General features: G+C 70.3%; 17 protein-coding genes. 7 read left to right on the top strand and 10 right to left on the bottom strand.

Annotation, left to right across the window (positions count from 1 at the left end; translation table 11 throughout):
• Positions 1 to 30: 30 nt before the first annotated feature.
• Positions 31 to 1,299, bottom strand: a complete 1,269-nt coding sequence (locus tag ACGFH8_RS15040) for an Nramp family divalent metal transporter (protein ID WP_393367352.1) — start codon at positions 1,297 to 1,299, stop codon at positions 31 to 33.
• Between the two features lie 204 nt (positions 1,300 to 1,503).
• On the opposite strand from ACGFH8_RS15040, the gene ACGFH8_RS15035 reads away from it, so the two are divergent.
• From ACGFH8_RS15035 to ACGFH8_RS15025, 3 genes are all read left to right on the top strand, one after another.
• Positions 1,504 to 1,911 carry a GntR family transcriptional regulator gene (locus tag ACGFH8_RS15035; protein ID WP_393367351.1) on the top strand — a complete coding sequence of 136 codons (408 nt, stop codon included), beginning with the start codon at positions 1,504 to 1,506 and terminating at the stop codon, positions 1,909 to 1,911.
• A gap of 89 nt (positions 1,912 to 2,000) precedes the next feature.
• Positions 2,001 to 2,891, top strand: coding sequence for an ABC transporter ATP-binding protein (locus ACGFH8_RS15030; RefSeq protein ID WP_393367350.1), 891 nt, complete (start codon positions 2,001 to 2,003; stop codon positions 2,889 to 2,891).
• Positions 2,888 to 3,877 carry an ABC transporter permease gene (locus tag ACGFH8_RS15025; protein ID WP_393367349.1) on the top strand — a complete coding sequence of 330 codons (990 nt, stop codon included), beginning with the start codon at positions 2,888 to 2,890 and terminating at the stop codon, positions 3,875 to 3,877. Before ACGFH8_RS15030 ends, ACGFH8_RS15025 begins: the two co-directional genes overlap by 4 nt.
• Positions 3,878 to 3,931: 54 nt before the next feature.
• Here ACGFH8_RS15025 and ACGFH8_RS15020 read toward each other — a convergent pair whose 3' ends face one another.
• Positions 3,932 to 4,762 (bottom strand): ABC transporter permease, encoded by an 831-nt coding sequence (locus ACGFH8_RS15020; protein ID WP_393367348.1) that lies wholly within the window; start codon positions 4,760 to 4,762, stop codon positions 3,932 to 3,934.
• A complete protein-coding gene (locus tag ACGFH8_RS15015) occupies positions 4,759 to 5,730 on the bottom strand; it encodes an ATP-binding cassette domain-containing protein (protein WP_393367347.1) in 972 nt (323 codons plus the stop codon). The genes ACGFH8_RS15020 and ACGFH8_RS15015 overlap by 4 nt, the downstream gene beginning before the upstream one ends.
• 89 nt (positions 5,731 to 5,819) lie before the next feature.
• On the opposite strand from ACGFH8_RS15015, the gene ACGFH8_RS15010 reads away from it, so the two are divergent.
• Complete coding sequence (locus ACGFH8_RS15010; protein ID WP_393367346.1) at positions 5,820 to 6,164, top strand: hypothetical protein; 345 nt, start codon at positions 5,820 to 5,822, stop codon at positions 6,162 to 6,164.
• 3 nt (positions 6,165 to 6,167) lie between these two features.
• Here ACGFH8_RS15010 and ACGFH8_RS15005 read toward each other — a convergent pair whose 3' ends face one another.
• The 5 genes from ACGFH8_RS15005 to ACGFH8_RS14985 form a co-directional block, all read right to left on the bottom strand.
• The gene (locus ACGFH8_RS15005; RefSeq protein ID WP_393367345.1) at positions 6,168 to 7,424 is read right to left on the bottom strand and encodes an ROK family protein; all 1,257 of its coding nucleotides are present in this window, start codon (positions 7,422 to 7,424) and stop codon (positions 6,168 to 6,170) included.
• A 112-nt stretch (positions 7,425 to 7,536) separates the two neighbouring features.
• Complete coding sequence (locus ACGFH8_RS15000; protein WP_393367344.1) at positions 7,537 to 8,640, bottom strand: substrate-binding domain-containing protein; 1,104 nt, start codon at positions 8,638 to 8,640, stop codon at positions 7,537 to 7,539.
• Positions 8,641 to 8,692: 52 nt separating this feature from the next.
• Positions 8,693 to 9,982: a multiple monosaccharide ABC transporter permease gene (gene mmsB / locus ACGFH8_RS14995; RefSeq protein ID WP_393367343.1), complete on the bottom strand. Its 1,290-nt coding sequence runs from the start codon at positions 9,980 to 9,982 to the stop codon at positions 8,693 to 8,695.
• On the bottom strand, positions 9,979 to 11,526 hold the full coding sequence (gene mmsA, locus ACGFH8_RS14990) for a multiple monosaccharide ABC transporter ATP-binding protein (RefSeq protein WP_393367342.1): 1,548 nt from the start codon (positions 11,524 to 11,526) through the stop codon (positions 9,979 to 9,981). Before mmsA ends, mmsB begins: the two co-directional genes overlap by 4 nt.
• Before the next feature lie 544 nt (positions 11,527 to 12,070).
• A complete protein-coding gene (locus ACGFH8_RS14985) occupies positions 12,071 to 13,249 on the bottom strand; it encodes an alcohol dehydrogenase catalytic domain-containing protein (RefSeq protein WP_393367341.1) in 1,179 nt (392 codons plus the stop codon).
• A 137-nt stretch (positions 13,250 to 13,386) separates the two neighbouring features.
• Between ACGFH8_RS14985 and ACGFH8_RS14980 the strand changes: the two genes are divergently transcribed.
• Together ACGFH8_RS14980 and ACGFH8_RS14975 are read left to right on the top strand one after the other, a co-directional pair.
• On the top strand, positions 13,387 to 13,971 hold the full coding sequence (locus tag ACGFH8_RS14980; protein WP_393367340.1) for a TetR/AcrR family transcriptional regulator: 585 nt from the start codon (positions 13,387 to 13,389) through the stop codon (positions 13,969 to 13,971).
• Positions 13,968 to 14,813 (top strand): alpha/beta fold hydrolase, encoded by an 846-nt coding sequence (locus tag ACGFH8_RS14975; protein ID WP_393367339.1) that lies wholly within the window; start codon positions 13,968 to 13,970, stop codon positions 14,811 to 14,813. The genes ACGFH8_RS14980 and ACGFH8_RS14975 overlap by 4 nt, the downstream gene beginning before the upstream one ends.
• Positions 14,814 to 14,930: 117 nt before the next feature.
• Here ACGFH8_RS14975 and ACGFH8_RS14970 read toward each other — a convergent pair whose 3' ends face one another.
• A complete protein-coding gene (locus tag ACGFH8_RS14970; RefSeq protein WP_393367338.1) occupies positions 14,931 to 15,161 on the bottom strand; it encodes a 4-oxalocrotonate tautomerase family protein in 231 nt (76 codons plus the stop codon).
• 30 nt (positions 15,162 to 15,191) lie between these two features.
• A complete protein-coding gene (locus ACGFH8_RS14965) occupies positions 15,192 to 15,908 on the bottom strand; it encodes an SDR family NAD(P)-dependent oxidoreductase (protein ID WP_393367337.1) in 717 nt (238 codons plus the stop codon).
• A 68-nt stretch (positions 15,909 to 15,976) separates the two neighbouring features.
• On the opposite strand from ACGFH8_RS14965, the gene ACGFH8_RS14960 reads away from it, so the two are divergent.
• Complete coding sequence (locus ACGFH8_RS14960; RefSeq protein WP_393367336.1) at positions 15,977 to 16,597, top strand: TetR family transcriptional regulator C-terminal domain-containing protein; 621 nt, start codon at positions 15,977 to 15,979, stop codon at positions 16,595 to 16,597.
• Positions 16,598 to 16,697: the final 100 nt, after the last annotated feature.

Genomic DNA, 16,697 nt, shown 5'->3' with positions numbered 1-16,697 from the left:
CGGCTCAACCGGCTCAACAGCCCCGCCGGCTCAACGGGTGGTGACCTGCCAGAGCAGGAACGCGTTCAGCGCGACCACGAGCACGGCCACCAGCGACGCGGCGGCGGTGGTCAGCGGGTGGTTGACCAGGTTGCCCATCAGGTCGCGTCGCCGGGTGAAGGCGACCACCGGGATCAGCGCGAACGGGATGCCGAAACTGAGGATGACCTGGGACAGGACCAGGGCTCGGGTGGGGTCGAGGCCGATGGCGAGCACGGCCAGGGCCGGCAGCAGGGTGACCAGCCGGCGCAGCAGCAGCGGGACCCGCCGCCGCAGGAAGCCCTGCATGATCACCTCGCCGGCATAGGTGCCGACGCTCGTGGAGGCCAGCCCGGACACCAGCAGGGCGACGGCGAACCCGAACGCCGCCGCGGTGCCGATGGTCTGGCCGAGCCCGGCGTGCACACCCTCCAGGCTGTCCGCGCCACCCGGGCCGCCACCACGGAAGCTGGCCGCGGCGATCAACAGCATGGCGAGGTTCACCGCGCCGGCCGCGCTCAGCGCGAGCAGCACGTCGGCGCGCTGGCCGCGAAACAGGACCCGGCGCTCGGTGTCGTCGGTGGCCGGGATGCGGTCCCGGGTCAGTGCGGAGTGCACGTAGATGACGTGCGGCATGACTGTGGCGCCCAGGATGCCGGCGGCCAGCAGCACGCTGTCGGTGCCCTGGAGCCGAGGCACCAGACCGGCCAGGGCGGAGCCGGGATCGGAGCCGGACGCGAGCAGGTTGGCGGCGAAGGCCAGGACGATCACACCGAGCAGTACGGCGATGGCGATCTCGAAGGCGCGGAACCCGCGCGAGCGCAGGGCCAGCACGGCGAACGCCGCCGTGCCGATGAGGAGACCGCCGGGCAGCAGCGGAATGCCGAAGAGCAGGTAGAGGGCGACCGCGCCACCGATCACCTCGGCCAGGTCGGTGGCCATGGCGACCAGTTCGGCCTGCACCCACATCAGCCGGTTCAGCGGCCGAGGCAGCCGTTCCCGGCACAGCTCGGGCAGGCTGCGCCCGGTGGCCAGGCCCAGCTTGGCGGTCAGTGTCTGCACCAGCATCGCCATCAGGTTGGCCACCACCACGACCCACACCAGCAGATAGCCGTAGCGGGCACCGGCGGCGGAGTTCGTGGCGAAGTTGCCGGGGTCGACGTAGGCGACGGCGGCGACGAACGCCGGGCCGAGCAGGATCAACCGCCCGCGTACCCGCCCCCGGGCGCGAGCCACCTGTAGTGGAGTCGCTCTCGACGTCGCCACCTCGTTGGTGACCATCGAACACCTCTCCGTCGGCACGAATTCCGTGCCGGTCCCTTCCCGCTGGACTGGCCCGTTGGTGCCAACCTCTGGCCCGCCGGTGCCACCCAGCCCGACGCGCCGAACGCATCGCGACGCGCCGTGTACTTGACAGCGACGGGGGCACCGATGAAGCTGTCTATTAGTCCTACTGTCGTAGGACAACAGGAAGGATCATCACGCGTGATCGAGTTCGTGTTGGACAGCCGGTCGAAGGTGAACACCTACATGCAGCTCGTGCAGCAGGTGAAGCAGGCGCTGCGCGTCGGTCTGCTGACGCCGGGCGACCAGTTGCCGAAGGTCCGGGACGTCGCGCAGTCACTGGCGATCAACCCGAACACGGTGCTGAAGGCGTACCGGGAGTTGGAGATCGAGGGTCTGGTCGGCGGCCGACCCGGGGTGGGCACGTTCGTCCAGCGCACCCTGGCCGGCGCGTCCCTGCCCAACCAGGCCGAGCTACGCGAGGACCTGGTCGCCTGGTTGCACCGCGCGCAGGCCGCGGGCCTCTCGGCCGAGGACGTCATCGCGCTCGTCGAGACCACGCTGCGCGCCACCCTCGCCGACGACGCCCCGCAGACGGAGCCCGCCTGAGCGTGTACGGCGAGCGAACCACCAGGCATCGCACCAAGGGCTGCTCCGCCACGAAGCCGCGGGCGCAGCCGGGATCGAGAGGACAGAGGATGGACATGGTCTTGGAGGCCGACCGGCTGGGCAAGCGGTACGGCAGCACGTGGGCGTTGCGGGACTGTTCGCTGCACCTGCCGGCCGGCCGGATCGCCGCGCTGGTCGGGCCGAACGGCGCGGGCAAGAGCACGCTGCTGCACCTGGCCGTCGGGTTGCTCAAGCCGGACGCGGGCGCGGTCCGGGTCTTCGGCAGATCCCCGTACGGCGACACGGAGGGTCTGGCCGACATCGGGTTCGTCGCCCAGGACACCCCGCTCTACCGGGACTTCACCGCCGCCGAGCTGGTCATCGCCGGTGGCAAGCTGAACAGGCGGTGGGACGCCACGCTGGCCCGCCAGCGGTTGGCCCAGCTCGGCATCCCCCCGGACCGACCGGTCGGCAAGCTCTCCGGCGGTCAACGGGCGCAGGTGGCGCTCGCCCTCGCGTTGGCCAAGCAGCCCCGGCTGCTGCTGCTCGACGAACCGGTGGCCAGCCTCGACCCCCTGGCCCGGCGGGAGTTCCTCCAGTCGCTGATGGGCAGCGTCGCGGAGTCCGGCACCACGGTCCTGCTCTCCTCGCACCTGCTGGCCGACCTGGAACGGGTCTGTGACTACCTGATCGTGCTGAACTCCGCCCAGGTGCAGCTCACCGGCATGGTCGACGACCTGGTCGCCGGGCACCGCCAACTGGTCGGCCCCCGGCACGACGGCGGCGTCATCGGGGGCGTCGCCGCCGTGGTCCGGGCCAGCCACACCGATCGGCAGTCCACGCTGCTGGTCCGCACCGACGGCCCGGTCACCGACCCGGCCTGGACGGTGCGCGAGGTCACCCTGGAGGACGTCGTGCTGGCCTACCTGGCCGACGGCACCACGCAGACCCGGCACAGCGAGTGGGGAGTGGCGGCATGATCTGGTTGACCTGGCGGCAACACCGCAAGCAGGCGTTCTACACCCTGTTGGGGCTCGTGGCGCTCGCCGCCCTGCTGGTGCCCATCGGCCTGGCCATGCGGAACACCTACGCCGACCTCGGGCTGACCGACTGCGCCAGCCAGCTCGCGGACCCCAACGTGGCGGCGGCGACCCGGGAGGCCTGCGACGCGGGCTTCCGGCGCTTCGGCAACCAGTACGGCAGCCTCACCCTGGTGGCCGTGCTGTTGATCACCCTGCCGGCGCTGGTCGGCCTGTTCTGGGGTGCCCCGCTGGTCGCCCGCGAGGTGGAGCACGGCACGCACCGGTTCGTCTGGACCCAGGGCGTCGGCCGCACCCGCTGGGCTCTGGTGAAGTTCGGGCTGGTGAGCGCGGCCGTCCTGATCCTCGCGACGATCTACGGGCTGGGCATGTCGTGGTGGGTCGACCCGCTCACCCAGGCCGCGCACGAGGGCCGGTTCGGCATGATCGTCTTCGACCTGCAGGGCATCGTCCCGATCGGGTACACCCTGTTCGCCGTGGCGCTGGGCGTCTTCGCGGGCACCGTCTGGAAGCGGATGCTGCCCGCCATGGGCATCACCCTCGCCGGCTACATCGGCGTCCGGGCGGCGGTGGAGCTCCTGGTCCGACGGCACTACCAGCCGGCCCGCACCCAGACCTTCCCGATCGAGGGGGAAGGGCCACCGGAGATCAGCCGGGGGGACTGGGTACTCGCCCAGGGCGTCCGGAACCCCGACGGCACGATGATCTCGGAGGGCGGCCGGATCCAGTGCCCGCCGGGCGGCAAGGGACCGGAGGGCCGGGTCTGCGGTGCGGAACTGGGACTTGAGCCGGGCGCGTACAACTGGCAGCTGTACCAGCCGGCGGACCGGTTCTGGCTGTTCCAGGGGATCGAGACGGGCATCTTCGTCGCCCTCGCCCTGCTCCTGCTCTACCTCGCCATCCGCCGGGTGCGTCGGATCGCGTAGTGGCGACGGGTGATCGCCGGGCCACGGGGGCTCGGCGATCACCCGTCGAGTGGGTCAGCCGGCCAGTCGCCGGTAGCGGGCGACCGAGAGCGGCAGGAAGACCGCGACCAGGACGACCGGCCAGAGCACCGCCAGCAACGGGTAGTGCTGCGCCGCCCAGGAGTCACCACCCCAGCCGGGGTTTCCGAACAGCTCCCGGGTGGCGCCGACGGTCGCCGACAGCGGGTTCCAGGCGGCCACCGCACCGAGCCACGCGGGCATTGTGGACGGTGCGACGAACGCGTTGGAGAGGAAGCCGAGCGGGAACTCCAGGGTCTGCACGGCCACCACGGCCGTCTGCCCGCGGGTGACCAGCCCGAGGAAGATGCCTACCCAGATCAGGGCGAAGCGCAGCAGCAGGATCAGCCCCACCGCCCCGAGCGTGGCACCGGCCCCGCCGTCCGCCCGCCACCCGATCGCGAGCCCGGTCAGCAGCAGGACCCCGAGGGTGACCAGGGCGAACAGCATGTCGGCCACGGCCCGGGCCGCCAGCGGGGCCAGCGACGCGACGGGCATCGACCGGAGGCGGTCGGTCAGTCCGCGCTCCAGGTCCTCGGCGACGGCGATCGTGGTGAGGCTGATGCCGAACACCATCGTCATCACGTACATGCCGGGCATCAGGAACTCCCGGTAGCTGCCACCGCCGGGCACCTGCAACGCGCCACCGAACAGGTAGGCGAACATCAGCACGATCAGGATGTTGAAGCCGAGTGAGGCGACCAGCGGGCCGGGGTCGCGTCGCCACCGGGCCAGGCCACGCCAGATCAGCGTGCCGCTGTCGGCCAGGAGGGCGGGCCGACCGGGCGTCAGGTCCACCGCCGGGACCGGCGTGCTCGCCGCGCTCATGCCGCCACCTCCTCGACGGCCCGGGTGCGGTGCCCGGTGAGGTGCAGGAACACGTCGTCCAGGGTGGGGCGGCGCAGCGCGACGTCCGCCACCGGAATGCCCTCGGCATCCAGCGCCCGCAACACGTCGACGAGCGCGCCGGCCCGGTGGCCGACCCGGACGCTCACCATCCGCCGGTCCACGTCGACAGTCGGTTCGTCGCCGGCCACCCGGCGCACCTCGGCGACGGCGACGGCGAGGTCGGTCGGGGCCGCGACGACCACCTCGATCCGATCGCCGCCGAGGCGGGCCTTGAGGTCGTCGGGTCTGCCCTCGGCGATCACCCGGCCCGACTCGACCACCGAGATCCGGTCGGCGAGTTGGTCGGCCTCGTCCAGGTGCTGGGTGGTGAGCAGCACTGTGGTGCCGGTGCGCACCAACTCCCGGACCGCTTCCCACACCTCGTTGCGGCCCCGCGGGTCCAGCCCGGTGGTGGGCTCGTCCAGGAAGAGGACCGCGGGGGCCAGGATCATGCCGGCCGCCAGGTCGAGCCGGCGGCGCATGCCCCCCGAGTACGTGCTGACCGGCTGCTCGGCTGCGTCGGCGAGACCGAAGCGGTCCAGCAGCTCGACCGCTCGCTGCCGGGCGCGGCGTCGACCAAGGTGGAACAGTCGACCGAAGAGCACCAGATTCTGCCGGCCGCTGAGTGCCTCGTCGAGCGCGGGATGCTGCCCCACCAGCCCGATGCGGTAGCGCACCTGGTCGGGCTGGCGGGTCACGTCGAACCCGGCGACCTCGGCACGACCCTCGTCCAGCCGGAGCAGGGTGGACAGGATCCGTACCGAGGTGGTCTTGCCGGCCCCGTTGGGGCCGAGCAGGCCACACACCGTCCCCGGCCGCACCCGCAGGTCGAAGCCGTCCAGCGCGTAGCGGTCCCGATACCGCTTACGCAGCCCTTCCGCCACTATCGCGTCGTCTCTCGTCGGCACAGTGCTCCCCTTCCGCAGGCGTTCAGGCGCGGTTACCGTACACCATACGGTAGGACGTACGGGAGCGATGCTTCGACTAGGTTCGGCGGATGACGATCTCCTTGGACGGTCGGCGGTTCCGGGCCGTGGCGGATGTGGTGGCCGGCGAGGTGGGCACGCAGACCGTCTTCACGTACCACGAGCGGGCCGGCGAGGTGTGGGCCGAGTACGCCGGCGGATCCATCCGGCGCGGTCGCCTGGTCGGCACCCGCGCGGGCGACCGGCTGGACTTCCGCTACGTCCAGCTCAACGCCGACGGCCAGACGTCCTCGGGGCACTGCGTCTCCGACGTGTCGGTGCTGCCCGACGGCCGGGTCCGGCTGCACGAGACCTGGTCGTGGGAGTCCCGGCCGGGCAGCGGCAGCAGCGTCGTGGAGGAGGTGCCGACTCCCTGACGACTACCCGCCGGTCCCGACCTGGCCCGCCACGCCGACGTTCAGCGGGTCGACGAGGAGTTTGTCGAAGGCCAGCTCGGCCGCGCCGATCAGGGCGGCGTCCCGCCCCAGGGCCGCCGCGCGCAGCCGCAGGTGCGCGCGGGAGGCGGGCAGCGGCATGCTGTCCAACCGCTCGCGGACCACGTCCGCTCCGGCGGTGAAGATGTCGCGAAGCGAACCGCCGAACACCACGGCATCCGGGTTGACCACGTTCACCAGATTGGCCACACCGAAGCCGAGCCATCCGGCGACCTGCTCGACGGCGGCGCGGGCGGTTCGGTCGCCGTCCGCCGCCGCGCGCAGCACCTCGGCCACCGCGGCGCGATCGCTCGGATCACGGCCCGCATGCCGCAGCAGCGCGGCTTCGGAGATCTCGGTCTCCCAACAGCCACGTGAGCCGCAGCCGCAGGGCAGGCCGTTCGGGTTGACGACCATGTGACCGACCTTGCCGCTGTGACCGCGGTGGCCCATCACCAGCCGGCCACCGACGATGATGCCGGCGCTGATACCCAGGTCGCCGTGCAGGTAGATGACGTCGGCGATGCCCACCGCCACGCCCCGGACGTGCTCGGCCAGCCCGGCGATGTCGGCCAGGTCACCGGCCACGAAACCGGGGCCGCCGCTGAACTCCGCCTCCAGCGCGACGGCGAGCGTCTCGTCGATGCTGGCGATCCGGATCCGGCCGTCCGGGTCACGGGTGGTGTCGGTGACCGCGGCGGCGCCGCCGACCAGCAGCGCGTCGGTAGCCACCGACCGTTCCATGTCCCGGACCAGGTCGGCGAGGGGCCCGACGGCGTCGACCGCCGACAGGCCACTGGGCCGCGGGATCTCCCGCCGATCGAGGATCTGCCCACCGAGGCCGACCCGGGCGGCGCGTAGTCGGTCCGCGTCGATGCTCAACGCATGGGCGTAGACCCGGTCGGAGCGGGGACTGACCACGAGTGAGGGCCGGCCGGCGCGGCGGGCCGTGGTGGGCGCCTCCTCGGTGACCAGGCCGCTGGCGACCAGGTCGGCCGCGAGGGCGCCGATGGTGCTGCGGTTGAGGCCGAGCCGGCTTGTCAGTTCGGCCCGGGACGTCGGCCCGTGCACGTGGACGTAGCGCAGCACGGCGCCGAGATTCTGCCGCCGGATCTCCTCCTGGCTGGCGCCGGGGACCGACGGCAGCGGGGGTTCGGTGGGGCGGCCGACGCCGGCTGGTCTGGACCGGACGGGTGTTGCCACGGTCAGACCTCCTTCCGGGTCGAAGCCGGTTGGCGCGGGGGCGTAAGGACGACGATGGGTCCCGGTAGAGGAGACCCGGGACCCATCGGCGTTGCTGCCTACCGTGCGGTGATTACTTGGTGAGCGGCGCGAGCTTCGGGTCGTTGGCGTACGCCTCCGCGGCGTTCGCCTTGGTGACGGCGACCGGCGGGAGCAGGAACGTGTCGACGACCTTGCTGCCGTTGTTGTAGGACTTGGTGTCGTTCACCTGCGGGGCGTCACCGGCCTGGAGAGCCTTGACCATGTTGATGGTCTCCTTCACCAGGTTGCGGGTGTCCTTGTTGATCGTCATGTACTGCTCACCCTTGACGATCGACTTGACCGACTCGACCTCGGAGTCCTGGCCGGTGACGATCGGGGTCGGCTTGCCAGCGCCCTTGACCGAGGTCAGGATGGCGCGGGCCAGCGTGTCGTTCGGGGAGAGGACGCCGTCCAGCTCCTTGCTGCCGTAGGTCGAGGTCAGCAGCTGGTCCATGCGGGCCTGCGCACCCTCGGCCTTCCAGCCCTGGATGGCGGTCTGCTTGACCTCCTTCTGACCGGAGGCCACGACAACGTTGCCCTTGTCGATCTCCGGCTTGAGCACGCTCATCGCACCGTCGAAGAAGACACCGGCGTTGTTGTCGTCCGGCGAGCCGGAGAACAGCTCGATGTTGTACGGGCCGTTCGGCTTCTTGGCCTTCATGCCGTCCAGCAGGGCCTGGCCCTGGAGCTGGCCGACCTTGAAGTTGTCGAACGCGACGTAGTAGTCGAGGTCCGGCGTGTTCTTGATGAGCCGGTCGTACGCGATGACCTTCACGCCGGCCTGGTGGGCCGCCGCGACCTGGGTCGACAGCTGCGCGGCGTCGGTCGCGCCGATGACGATGACCTTGGCGCCCTTGGTCACCATGGAGGTGATCTGCGCCTGCTGGTCGGCGACGGTGGTCGACGCGCCGGCGTACTGCACGTTGCCCTCGAAGCCGGCCTCCTTGAGGCCGTTGGTGAACAGGTCACCGGCGAGGACCCAGTTCTCGGAGGTCTTGGCCGGCAGGGCCACGCCGATCAGCGAGTTGGCCGCGAAGCCCTTGGCGTCGCCGCCCTTGGCGTCGGAGTCGCCGTCACGGCCGGAGCCGCAGCCAGCGAGGGCCAGCATGGCGGCGGCGCTGATGGCGACCACCGACGTGCCGAAGAATTTACGCATGGTGAGGACTTGCCTTTCTGGATGTGTAACAGGGTGGTGAGGTCGGTGACCGTCAGCCGGACACCGCTGCCTTGGCGGGCTCGCGCTCCGCGTTCGGCGGTGAGGCGGAGTCGTCGCGGCGGAACGGCCGCATCAGGCTCCCGATGATGGAGAAGCGCCCCTGGCTCTTGTTGTAGACGTCGATCGCGACGGCCAACAGCAGGACCAGGCCCTTGATGATCTGGACCTTGTCGGTGCCCACGCCCTCGAGCTGGAGGCCGTTGTTGAGCACGGCCATGACGAGACCACCGACGATCGACCCGCTGATGGTGCCGATACCGCCGGCGACGGCCGCGCCACCGATGAAGACCGCGGCGATGGCGTCCAACTCCCAGCCGTTGCCGTCCTGCGGGCCGGAGGCCGCCGAACGGGCCACGAAGATCATGCCGGCCAGCGCGGCCAGGACGGACATGTTCATCATGACGAAGAAGTTGACCCGCTTGAGCTTCACGCCGGACAGCTCGGCCGCCCGGGAGTTGCCACCCACCGCGTAGATGTGCCGGCCACCGGCCGTGTTGCGGGTGTAGAAGGAGTACGCGATCACCAGGACCAGCAGGATGATGCCGGAGATCGGGAAGCTGGTGCCGACGCGACCGCTGGCGAAGCGCAGGGCGGCGAAGGCGATGACCCCGACCATGATGGCCATCCGCAGGATCGAGACCCACATGGGCGCCGGGTCGGCGTCCATGGCCCGCCGGGTGTTACGGGCCCGAAGCTCGCGCCACACCACCGCCACCGCCGCGGCCAGGCCGAGCAGCAGCGTCGCGTTGTTGTAGCCGGTGTCCGGGCCGAACTCGGGCAGGAACCCGGAGCCGATGTCCCGGAAGCCCTCCGGCACCGGAATGCTCTGCGCGTTGCCGATGAACTGGTTGCCGCCGCGGAACAGCAGCATGCCGGCCAGGGTGACGATGAACGCCGGCACCCCGATGTAGGCCACCCAGAACCCCTGCCAGGCGCCGATCACCGCGCCGATGGCGAGACCGAACACGATGGCGGCGGGCCACGGCAGGTCCCACTCGGTCATCGACTTGGCGACCAGGATGCCGGTGAAGGCCGCGACCGAGCCGACCGACAGGTCGATGTGCCCGGCGACGATCACCATGAGCATGCCGATGGCCAGGATCAGGATGTACGAGTTCTGCTGGAACAGCGCGATCAGGTTGTCCGAGCGCAGCGTCAGCCCGTTGGTCCAGATCTGGAAGATCAGGACGATCGCCACCAGGGTGAAGATCATCCCGAACTGGCGCGCGTTGGAGGTCGTACCTCCAAACAGATTCTTCTGAAGGTCCTTGATACGGCTCATCGGGAGGCCAACTTCTTCGTCGAGGTCATCTGCTTCATGAGGTTTTCCGGGGTGGCGTCGGCCCGGGCGATCTCGCCCGTGATGGCGCCTTCGAACACGGTGTAGATGCGGTCGCAGAGCCCGATCAGCTCAGGCAGCTCCGAGGAGATGACGACGACGCCCTTCCCCTGGTCGGCGAGCCGCTGGATGATGCCGTAGATCTCGTACTTGGCGCCCACGTCGATGCCGCGCGTCGGCTCGTCGAGGATCAGCAGGTCCGGATCGGTGAACATCCACTTCGCCAGCACGACCTTCTGCTGGTTGCCGCCGGAGAGCTTCGAGACGCCCTCGTCGACAGTCGGGGCCTTGGTCCGCAACTCCTTGCGGTACGCCTCGGCCGCCTGGTACTCCTCGACCTCGTTGAGGACGCCGTGGTGCCGGATCTTGGACAACTTGGCGGCCACCGTCGACGTCTTGATGTCGTCGAGCAGGTTGAGGCCGATCGCCTTGCGGTCCTCGCTGACGTACGCGAGCCCGTTGTCGATCGCGTCCGCGACCGTCTTCAGGACGATCTCCTTGCCGTCCTTGATGATGGTGCCCGACTCGAACACCCCGTAGGAGCGGCCGAAGACACTCATCGCGAGTTCCGTGCGGCCCGCGCCCATCAGACCGGCGAAGCCGACGATCTCGCCGCGGCGCACCACGAAGCTCTCGTTCTTGCAGACCTGCCGGTCGGCGGAGATCGGGTGCCGGACGTTCCAGTCGCGCACCTCGAAGAAGACGTCACCGATCTTCGGGGTGTGGTCCGGGAACCGACTGCTCAGCTCACGGCCGACCATGCCCCGCACGATCCGGTCCTCGTCGACCCCGTCCGCCTTGACGTCGAGGGTCTCCACGGTCCGGCCGTCGCGCAGGATGGTGATCTGGTCGGCGATCGCCTCGATCTCGTTCAGCTTGTGCGAGATCATGATCGAGGTGATGCCGCGGGAGCGGAAGCCGCGCAGCAGGTCCAGCAGGTGCCGGGAGTCCGCCTCGTTCAGCGCGGCCGTCGGCTCGTCCAGGATGAGCAGCTTCACGTCCTTGGCGAACGCCTTGGCGATCTCCACGAGCTGCTGCTTGCCGACACCGATGTCCTTGATCAGGGTGTCCGGGTTCTCCTGGAGACCGACCCGGGCCATCAGGTCCAGCGCCATCCGGTTCGCGGCCTTCCAGTCGATCGCGCCCCGCTTGCGCGGTTCGTTGCCGAGGAAGATGTTCTCGGCGATCGACATGCCGGGAATGAGCGCGAGCTCCTGGTGGATGATCACGATTCCGGCGTTCTCGCTGGCCCGGATGTCGGAGAACTTGCTCTCCGACCCCTGGTAGACGATCTGGCCGTCATAGCTGCCGTACGGGTAGACCCCGCTGAGGACCTTCATCAGCGTGGACTTGCCCGCACCGTTCTCGCCGCAGATGGCATGGATCTCACCGGCGCGAACCACCAGGTTGACGTCGGAGAGGGCCTTGACTCCGGGGAACTCCTTGGTGATGGAGCGCATCTCAAGGAGGGTCGGCACGTTGCTCATCGCTCGTACCACCTCGCCAACGTCATCGGTTGCCTCCGGAAGGTTGAACCTTCACTTGGTTTTGTTGTTGACGGCAACGTATTGCGGCCGAAGGGCCATCCGCAAGGCGAGGGACTGTTGAAAATGTAACAATCCGGCAATATCGACGAAGCACTCTTTTCGCCCGTCACAGCCGCCTCCGCAGCCCCTCCCGGCACCTTCGCCTGCCGGTGGCAACGTTGTCAAATGGAAGACAACGCCGCGATCGGCTCCCATCATCCCCGACAGGCCCGCCACCAGCCACGATCCTCGTCGGGCCACACAGGGGGCGCCACATCGCGCCCCGGTCACCATCGAATGATCGTGATCGGGCCGCGACGCCGGCACCCCACCCGGGACGGCCCGGCGACCCTCGGCCGACGGTGTGACCCATGCCTCCATCGGAGGGTCGGATCGACGGTGATCGTCCCGTCACCCCCGCCACCAGGAGACGGGTCCGCACCTTAACGTCCCTTAAGGGCGGATCGGGGACCGTCTGCCCGCCCGCGCCCCCGGTGCCGACAGGTCAACTCGGGCGCAACACCGCCTTGATCACCCCGTCCTCCCGGCGGTCGAAGCGGCGGTACAGCTCCGGCGCGTCGGCGAGGGTGCCGTGGTGGGTCACGACGACGCTGGGCCGGGCACGACCGGCGACGACCAGGTCGCGCAGCAGCACGGTGTAGCGGCGGTCGTGGGTGCGGCCGAACCGGACCGCGACGCCCTTGGTGAAGAGCGTCCCCCACGGTGCGACGAGATCCTCGTGGGTGTCCGCGCCGGGTCCGGGATGCAGGTCCTTCTCGGGATAGACGCCAGCGACCGCTATGGCGCCGGCGGGGTTGACCAGCCGGGCGGCGTCGGCGATGACCTGGTCCGGCCGTTCCCGGTCGGAGCGCTCCCGGTCGCGGGCCTGGAACCCGACCGCGTCGATCACCTTGTCGACTCCGCCCAGCTTCTCCTCGCCGAGCGGCAGCCCCACCCGGGCCCGGTCGGCGCGGATCTGCTCGACCGGATCCCCCCGGCGGAAGTCGACGGGCACGGCGCCGATCTCCCCCGCCTTGTCGAGCCGAGCGTCGACACCGTCGACGCAGTAGACGACCCGGGCACCCCGGAGCAGCGCCGCGTAGGCGCCGAGCAGCCCGATCGTGCCGGCGCCGAAGACGGCCACCGTGTCACCGGGCTCGACCCCGGCAAGGGTGGCGGCGGCATGCCACCCCGTGACGAACGCGTCGGCGAGCAGCACGAAGTCGTCCTCGTACCCGTCCCCCGGCTCACCGGGCAGGGGTACGCAGTTGGCGTCGGCCCACGGCACGCGCAGCAGGTCGGCCTGGGCGCCCCGGTAGGGGCCCATCCCGGCGTAGCCGTACGCCGCGCCCGGCCCCTCCGCCCGCGCCCGCAGACAGGCAGCCGAGAGCCCGCGGGCACACATCACACACGTCCCACAGAAGAGGTGCGTGGGAATCACCACGCGGGTGCCCGGCCGGACGGTCTGCACCGCCCGGCCCACCTCCCGCACCACACCCAGCGGTTCGTGGCCGAGCACCAGCCCCGGGGTGGCGCCGGTGCGTCCGTCGTACATGTGCAGGTCGGTGCCACACAGCGCGGTGGAGGTGATGCGTACGAGGGCGTCGGTCTCCGCCTCCAGCGTCGCGTCGGGCACCTCCCGCACGGCGACGGTCCGGACGTCGGCGTAGACGACGGCTCGCATCCCGGGTCTCCTGTTCGGCGGCGAAAGAGCCGGTCTTCCCGCAAACCGGGCCGTTCATGCCGGGGCCGGACAACCAGGCGGACGGCGGTGCTATCTTAGGGCTCCTAAGTTTCTTCCTAGCGAGACAAAGGTGCGCGATGCCACGGCAGGGTCTGACAAGCGCGCGCGTTTCGGCCGCCGCGGCCGAACTGGCGGACGTGGTCGGTCTGTCCCGGCTGACCGTCGCGGCCGTCGCCCGGCACTTCGGCGTCTCGGACGCCGCGCTGTACGTGCACGTCCGCAGTCGGGACGCCCTCATCGAGCACGTCGCGGTCCGGGCGGCGGCCGCGTTCGCCGACCAGCTCGCGATCGCCGTGGCCGGGCGAGCGGGCCACCGGGCTCTCGTCGGGTTCGCCGACGCCTGGCGCGCGTTCGCCGTGGCGCACCCGGGGCAGTACACCGCGACGCAGCTCCCGCTTCCGCCCGAGGTCGGCACCAGTTCGGCCGGGCATCTGCGCCTGATCGAGCTGAGCTACGCGATGCTGCGCGGCTACGGGCTCGACGAGCCGGCGCTCACCGACGCGATGCGATTCGTCCGCAGCACCCTGCACGGCTTCGCGAGTCTCGAAGCCGTGGACGGTTTCGGGCATCCCCGCGCCGTCGACACGTCCTGGCACTCGATCCTCGACGCGGTCCACACCACCTTGAGCAACTGGCCAACCGAGAAACGGGAGCAGCAGTGAACAGTCGTGACCAGTCGGTCGAGTCGGCCGACGGCACCCGCCTGGTGGTGCGACGCCTGGGCGTCGGAGACCCCGTCATCCTGGTGCACGGCTCGGGTGGCGGGCTGCACTCCTGGGCCACCGTGGCGGAGCACCTCGCCGACGACCACGAGGTGTGGCTGCCGGCGCGGCGCGGCTACGGCCCCAGCGACGTCCCGGCCGGCGCCAAATCCTTCGCCGACGAGACCGCCGACCTGCTCGCCGTCATCGAGGCGGCCCGCCAGTCCTCGAACCGACCGGTCCATCTCGTCGGCGCGTCCTACGGAGCGACGCTGGCGCTGCACACCGCCCTGGCCGATCCGCGCGACGTCCGCTCCCTGGCCATCTTCGAACCACCGCTCTTCGCGGCCGGGGCGGAGATCACGCCGCTGCTCGACCGGTACCGCGCCGCCTTCGAGCGCGACGACGCCGCCGCGATGGCAGCGGCTCTGAACGACGTGACGCGGGTCCCGGCCGAGATCGTCGCCGCGATCGCCGCCGGCGCGGCCGATCGGGTACCCGACCCGGTCGAAGCGCGCCGCTCGGCGATCGGCTGGCTGCACGATCTCGAGGCCCTCGCGCAGGACGGCACCGACATCGCGCGGTGGTCGGCGATCGCCGTGCCGACTCTCCTGTTGGCGGGCGCGGACACCTGGGAGCCGATGCCCACCACGATGGACACTCTCGCCAGGACGATTCCGGCAGCCCGCTACGTCGTCTGGCCGGGCCAGTCGCACTTCGTCACCATGACGGCACCCACCCTGGTCGCCGACGCCCTACGGCAGTTCTTCGTCGAGGCATCGGCGGCCCGACCGGGAGGGTGACCCCAGCCGGGATGGCGGCCCGACCGGGACGGTGACCGCCACCCACTGACGCCGCCGGGGCAGGAGCCCGCGCCACAGGCGCGGATCCTGCCCGTCGCATCGGCGGACGCCCCCGGCCTACTCGGGCACCTGCTGTTCGCGGAACTGTTGCACCGGGAGTCCGCCGCGACCCCAGTTGTCGGTGTCGACCTCGTCGATCACCACGAATGTCGACGTCAGCGGCTTGTTCAGGACGTCGCGCAGCAACTCGCTCACGCCCTTGATGAGGGCGGCCTTCTCCTCGGCGGTCGCCGCGGGCGCGCCCGCGGTGCTGCCCTCGCGGGTGATCTGGATGGTCACGATCGGCATCGTCTGCTCCTTTCTGCGGTGTGGGTGGCGTCAGTGACCGGCGTTCTGGCCGCCGTCGACGTGCAGGATCTCGCCGGTGACGAAGGGGGCGGATTCCAGGTAGAGAACGGCGTCGACCACATCGCTTGTCTCGCCCATCCGGCCGACCGGGTGCAGGCCGGCGAGCGTCTGGTGCGTCTCCACCGGGTGCATCGGGGTCTTGATGATGCCGGGCGCGACGGCGTTGACCCGTACGCCACGAGCCGCGTACTCGATGGCCAGGGACTTGGTGGCCGAGCTGAGGCCGCCCTTGGTCAGCGAGGCGAGCACCGACGGAACGTGCGAGCTGGGCTGGTCGACGAAGCTGGTCGTGAGGCTGACGATGTGCCCTGCGCCCCCGGCCAGCAGGTGCGGCAGGACGCGTCGGGTGAGGTGGAAGAACCCGGCGAGGTTGACGCCGGTGACCTGGTCGAACTCCTCGTCGGTGTAGTCGGTGAACGGCTTGGCGACGAAGATGCCGGCGTTGTTCACCAGGGTGTCGATCCGCCCGAACCGGTCCAGGGCGGCACTGACCACCCGCTGCGCGGTGTCGGCTTCGGCGATGTCGCCCCGAACCGTGACGACCTCCGGGTCGGTGGACGCGCCGATCGAGCGTGATGTCGCCACGACGCCGTACCCGAGCTTGCGGTAGGCGTCCACGAGGTCGGCGCCGATGCCCTGGGAGGCCCCGGTGATCACGACGACCTTCTGTCCCGGACTGCTGTTCATGAGGAAACCACCTTCACTAGATGACTGGTCTACTAAAAGCTAGCCGACCGGTCGTGTATCGTCGAGGCATGGGACGCACAAGTGACGCGCGGAACAAGATCCTCGACGCGGCTGCCGCGCTTATCGAGCAGCGCGGCTACACGGCGCTCGGGGTGGCCGAGATCTGCACGGCGGCGGGAGTGCCGAAGGGCAGCTTCTACTACTTCTTCGAGTCCAAGCAGGCGCTCGCCCGCACCGTCATCGACGGGCACTGGGTCACCCAGCGCCGCCAGTGGGAAGAGGTGCTCGGCAGCGAGCGCGACCCGCTACAGCGGCTTCGGGACCTGTTCGAGGCCACCGAGGAGGTCCAGCGCGTCGGTCAGCAGAAGGCCGGAGTCGTTGCCGGTTGCCTGTTTGGCAACCTCGCCCTCGAACTCAGCAACCAGGCCGAGGAGATCCGCGGTCGGCTCCAGGAGATCTTCGAGGAGCAGATCAGCCTCATCGAGCAGGTCGTCGTCGAGGCGAAGGAGAGTGGCCTGGCGGGCCCCGAGGTCGACAGCCGGGAAGCAGCCCGATCGATCGTCGCGCAGATCGAGGGGCGGGTCCTGTTCGCGAAGTTGCTCAACGATCCGACCCAGCTGGAAACGTTGTGGCGCAACTGCCTCGATCTCCTCCAGGTACCGGCGGAGGCGCGGACCACCACCGGCTGAACGGACGACTGTCGTTGACCGTCCACTCCGGGCGCGCTGCGCGGTCGCTCAGTACCATCGGCGGGGCACGATGTTCAGGCGGACCACCACCGACCCGATC

Origin of the sequence: Micromonospora sp. NPDC049175 (assembly GCF_043197345.1) — a bacterium.
In the GTDB taxonomy this organism is placed as follows: domain Bacteria; phylum Actinomycetota; class Actinomycetes; order Mycobacteriales; family Micromonosporaceae; genus Micromonospora.
This window is presented reverse-complemented; position numbering and strand designations above follow the sequence as displayed.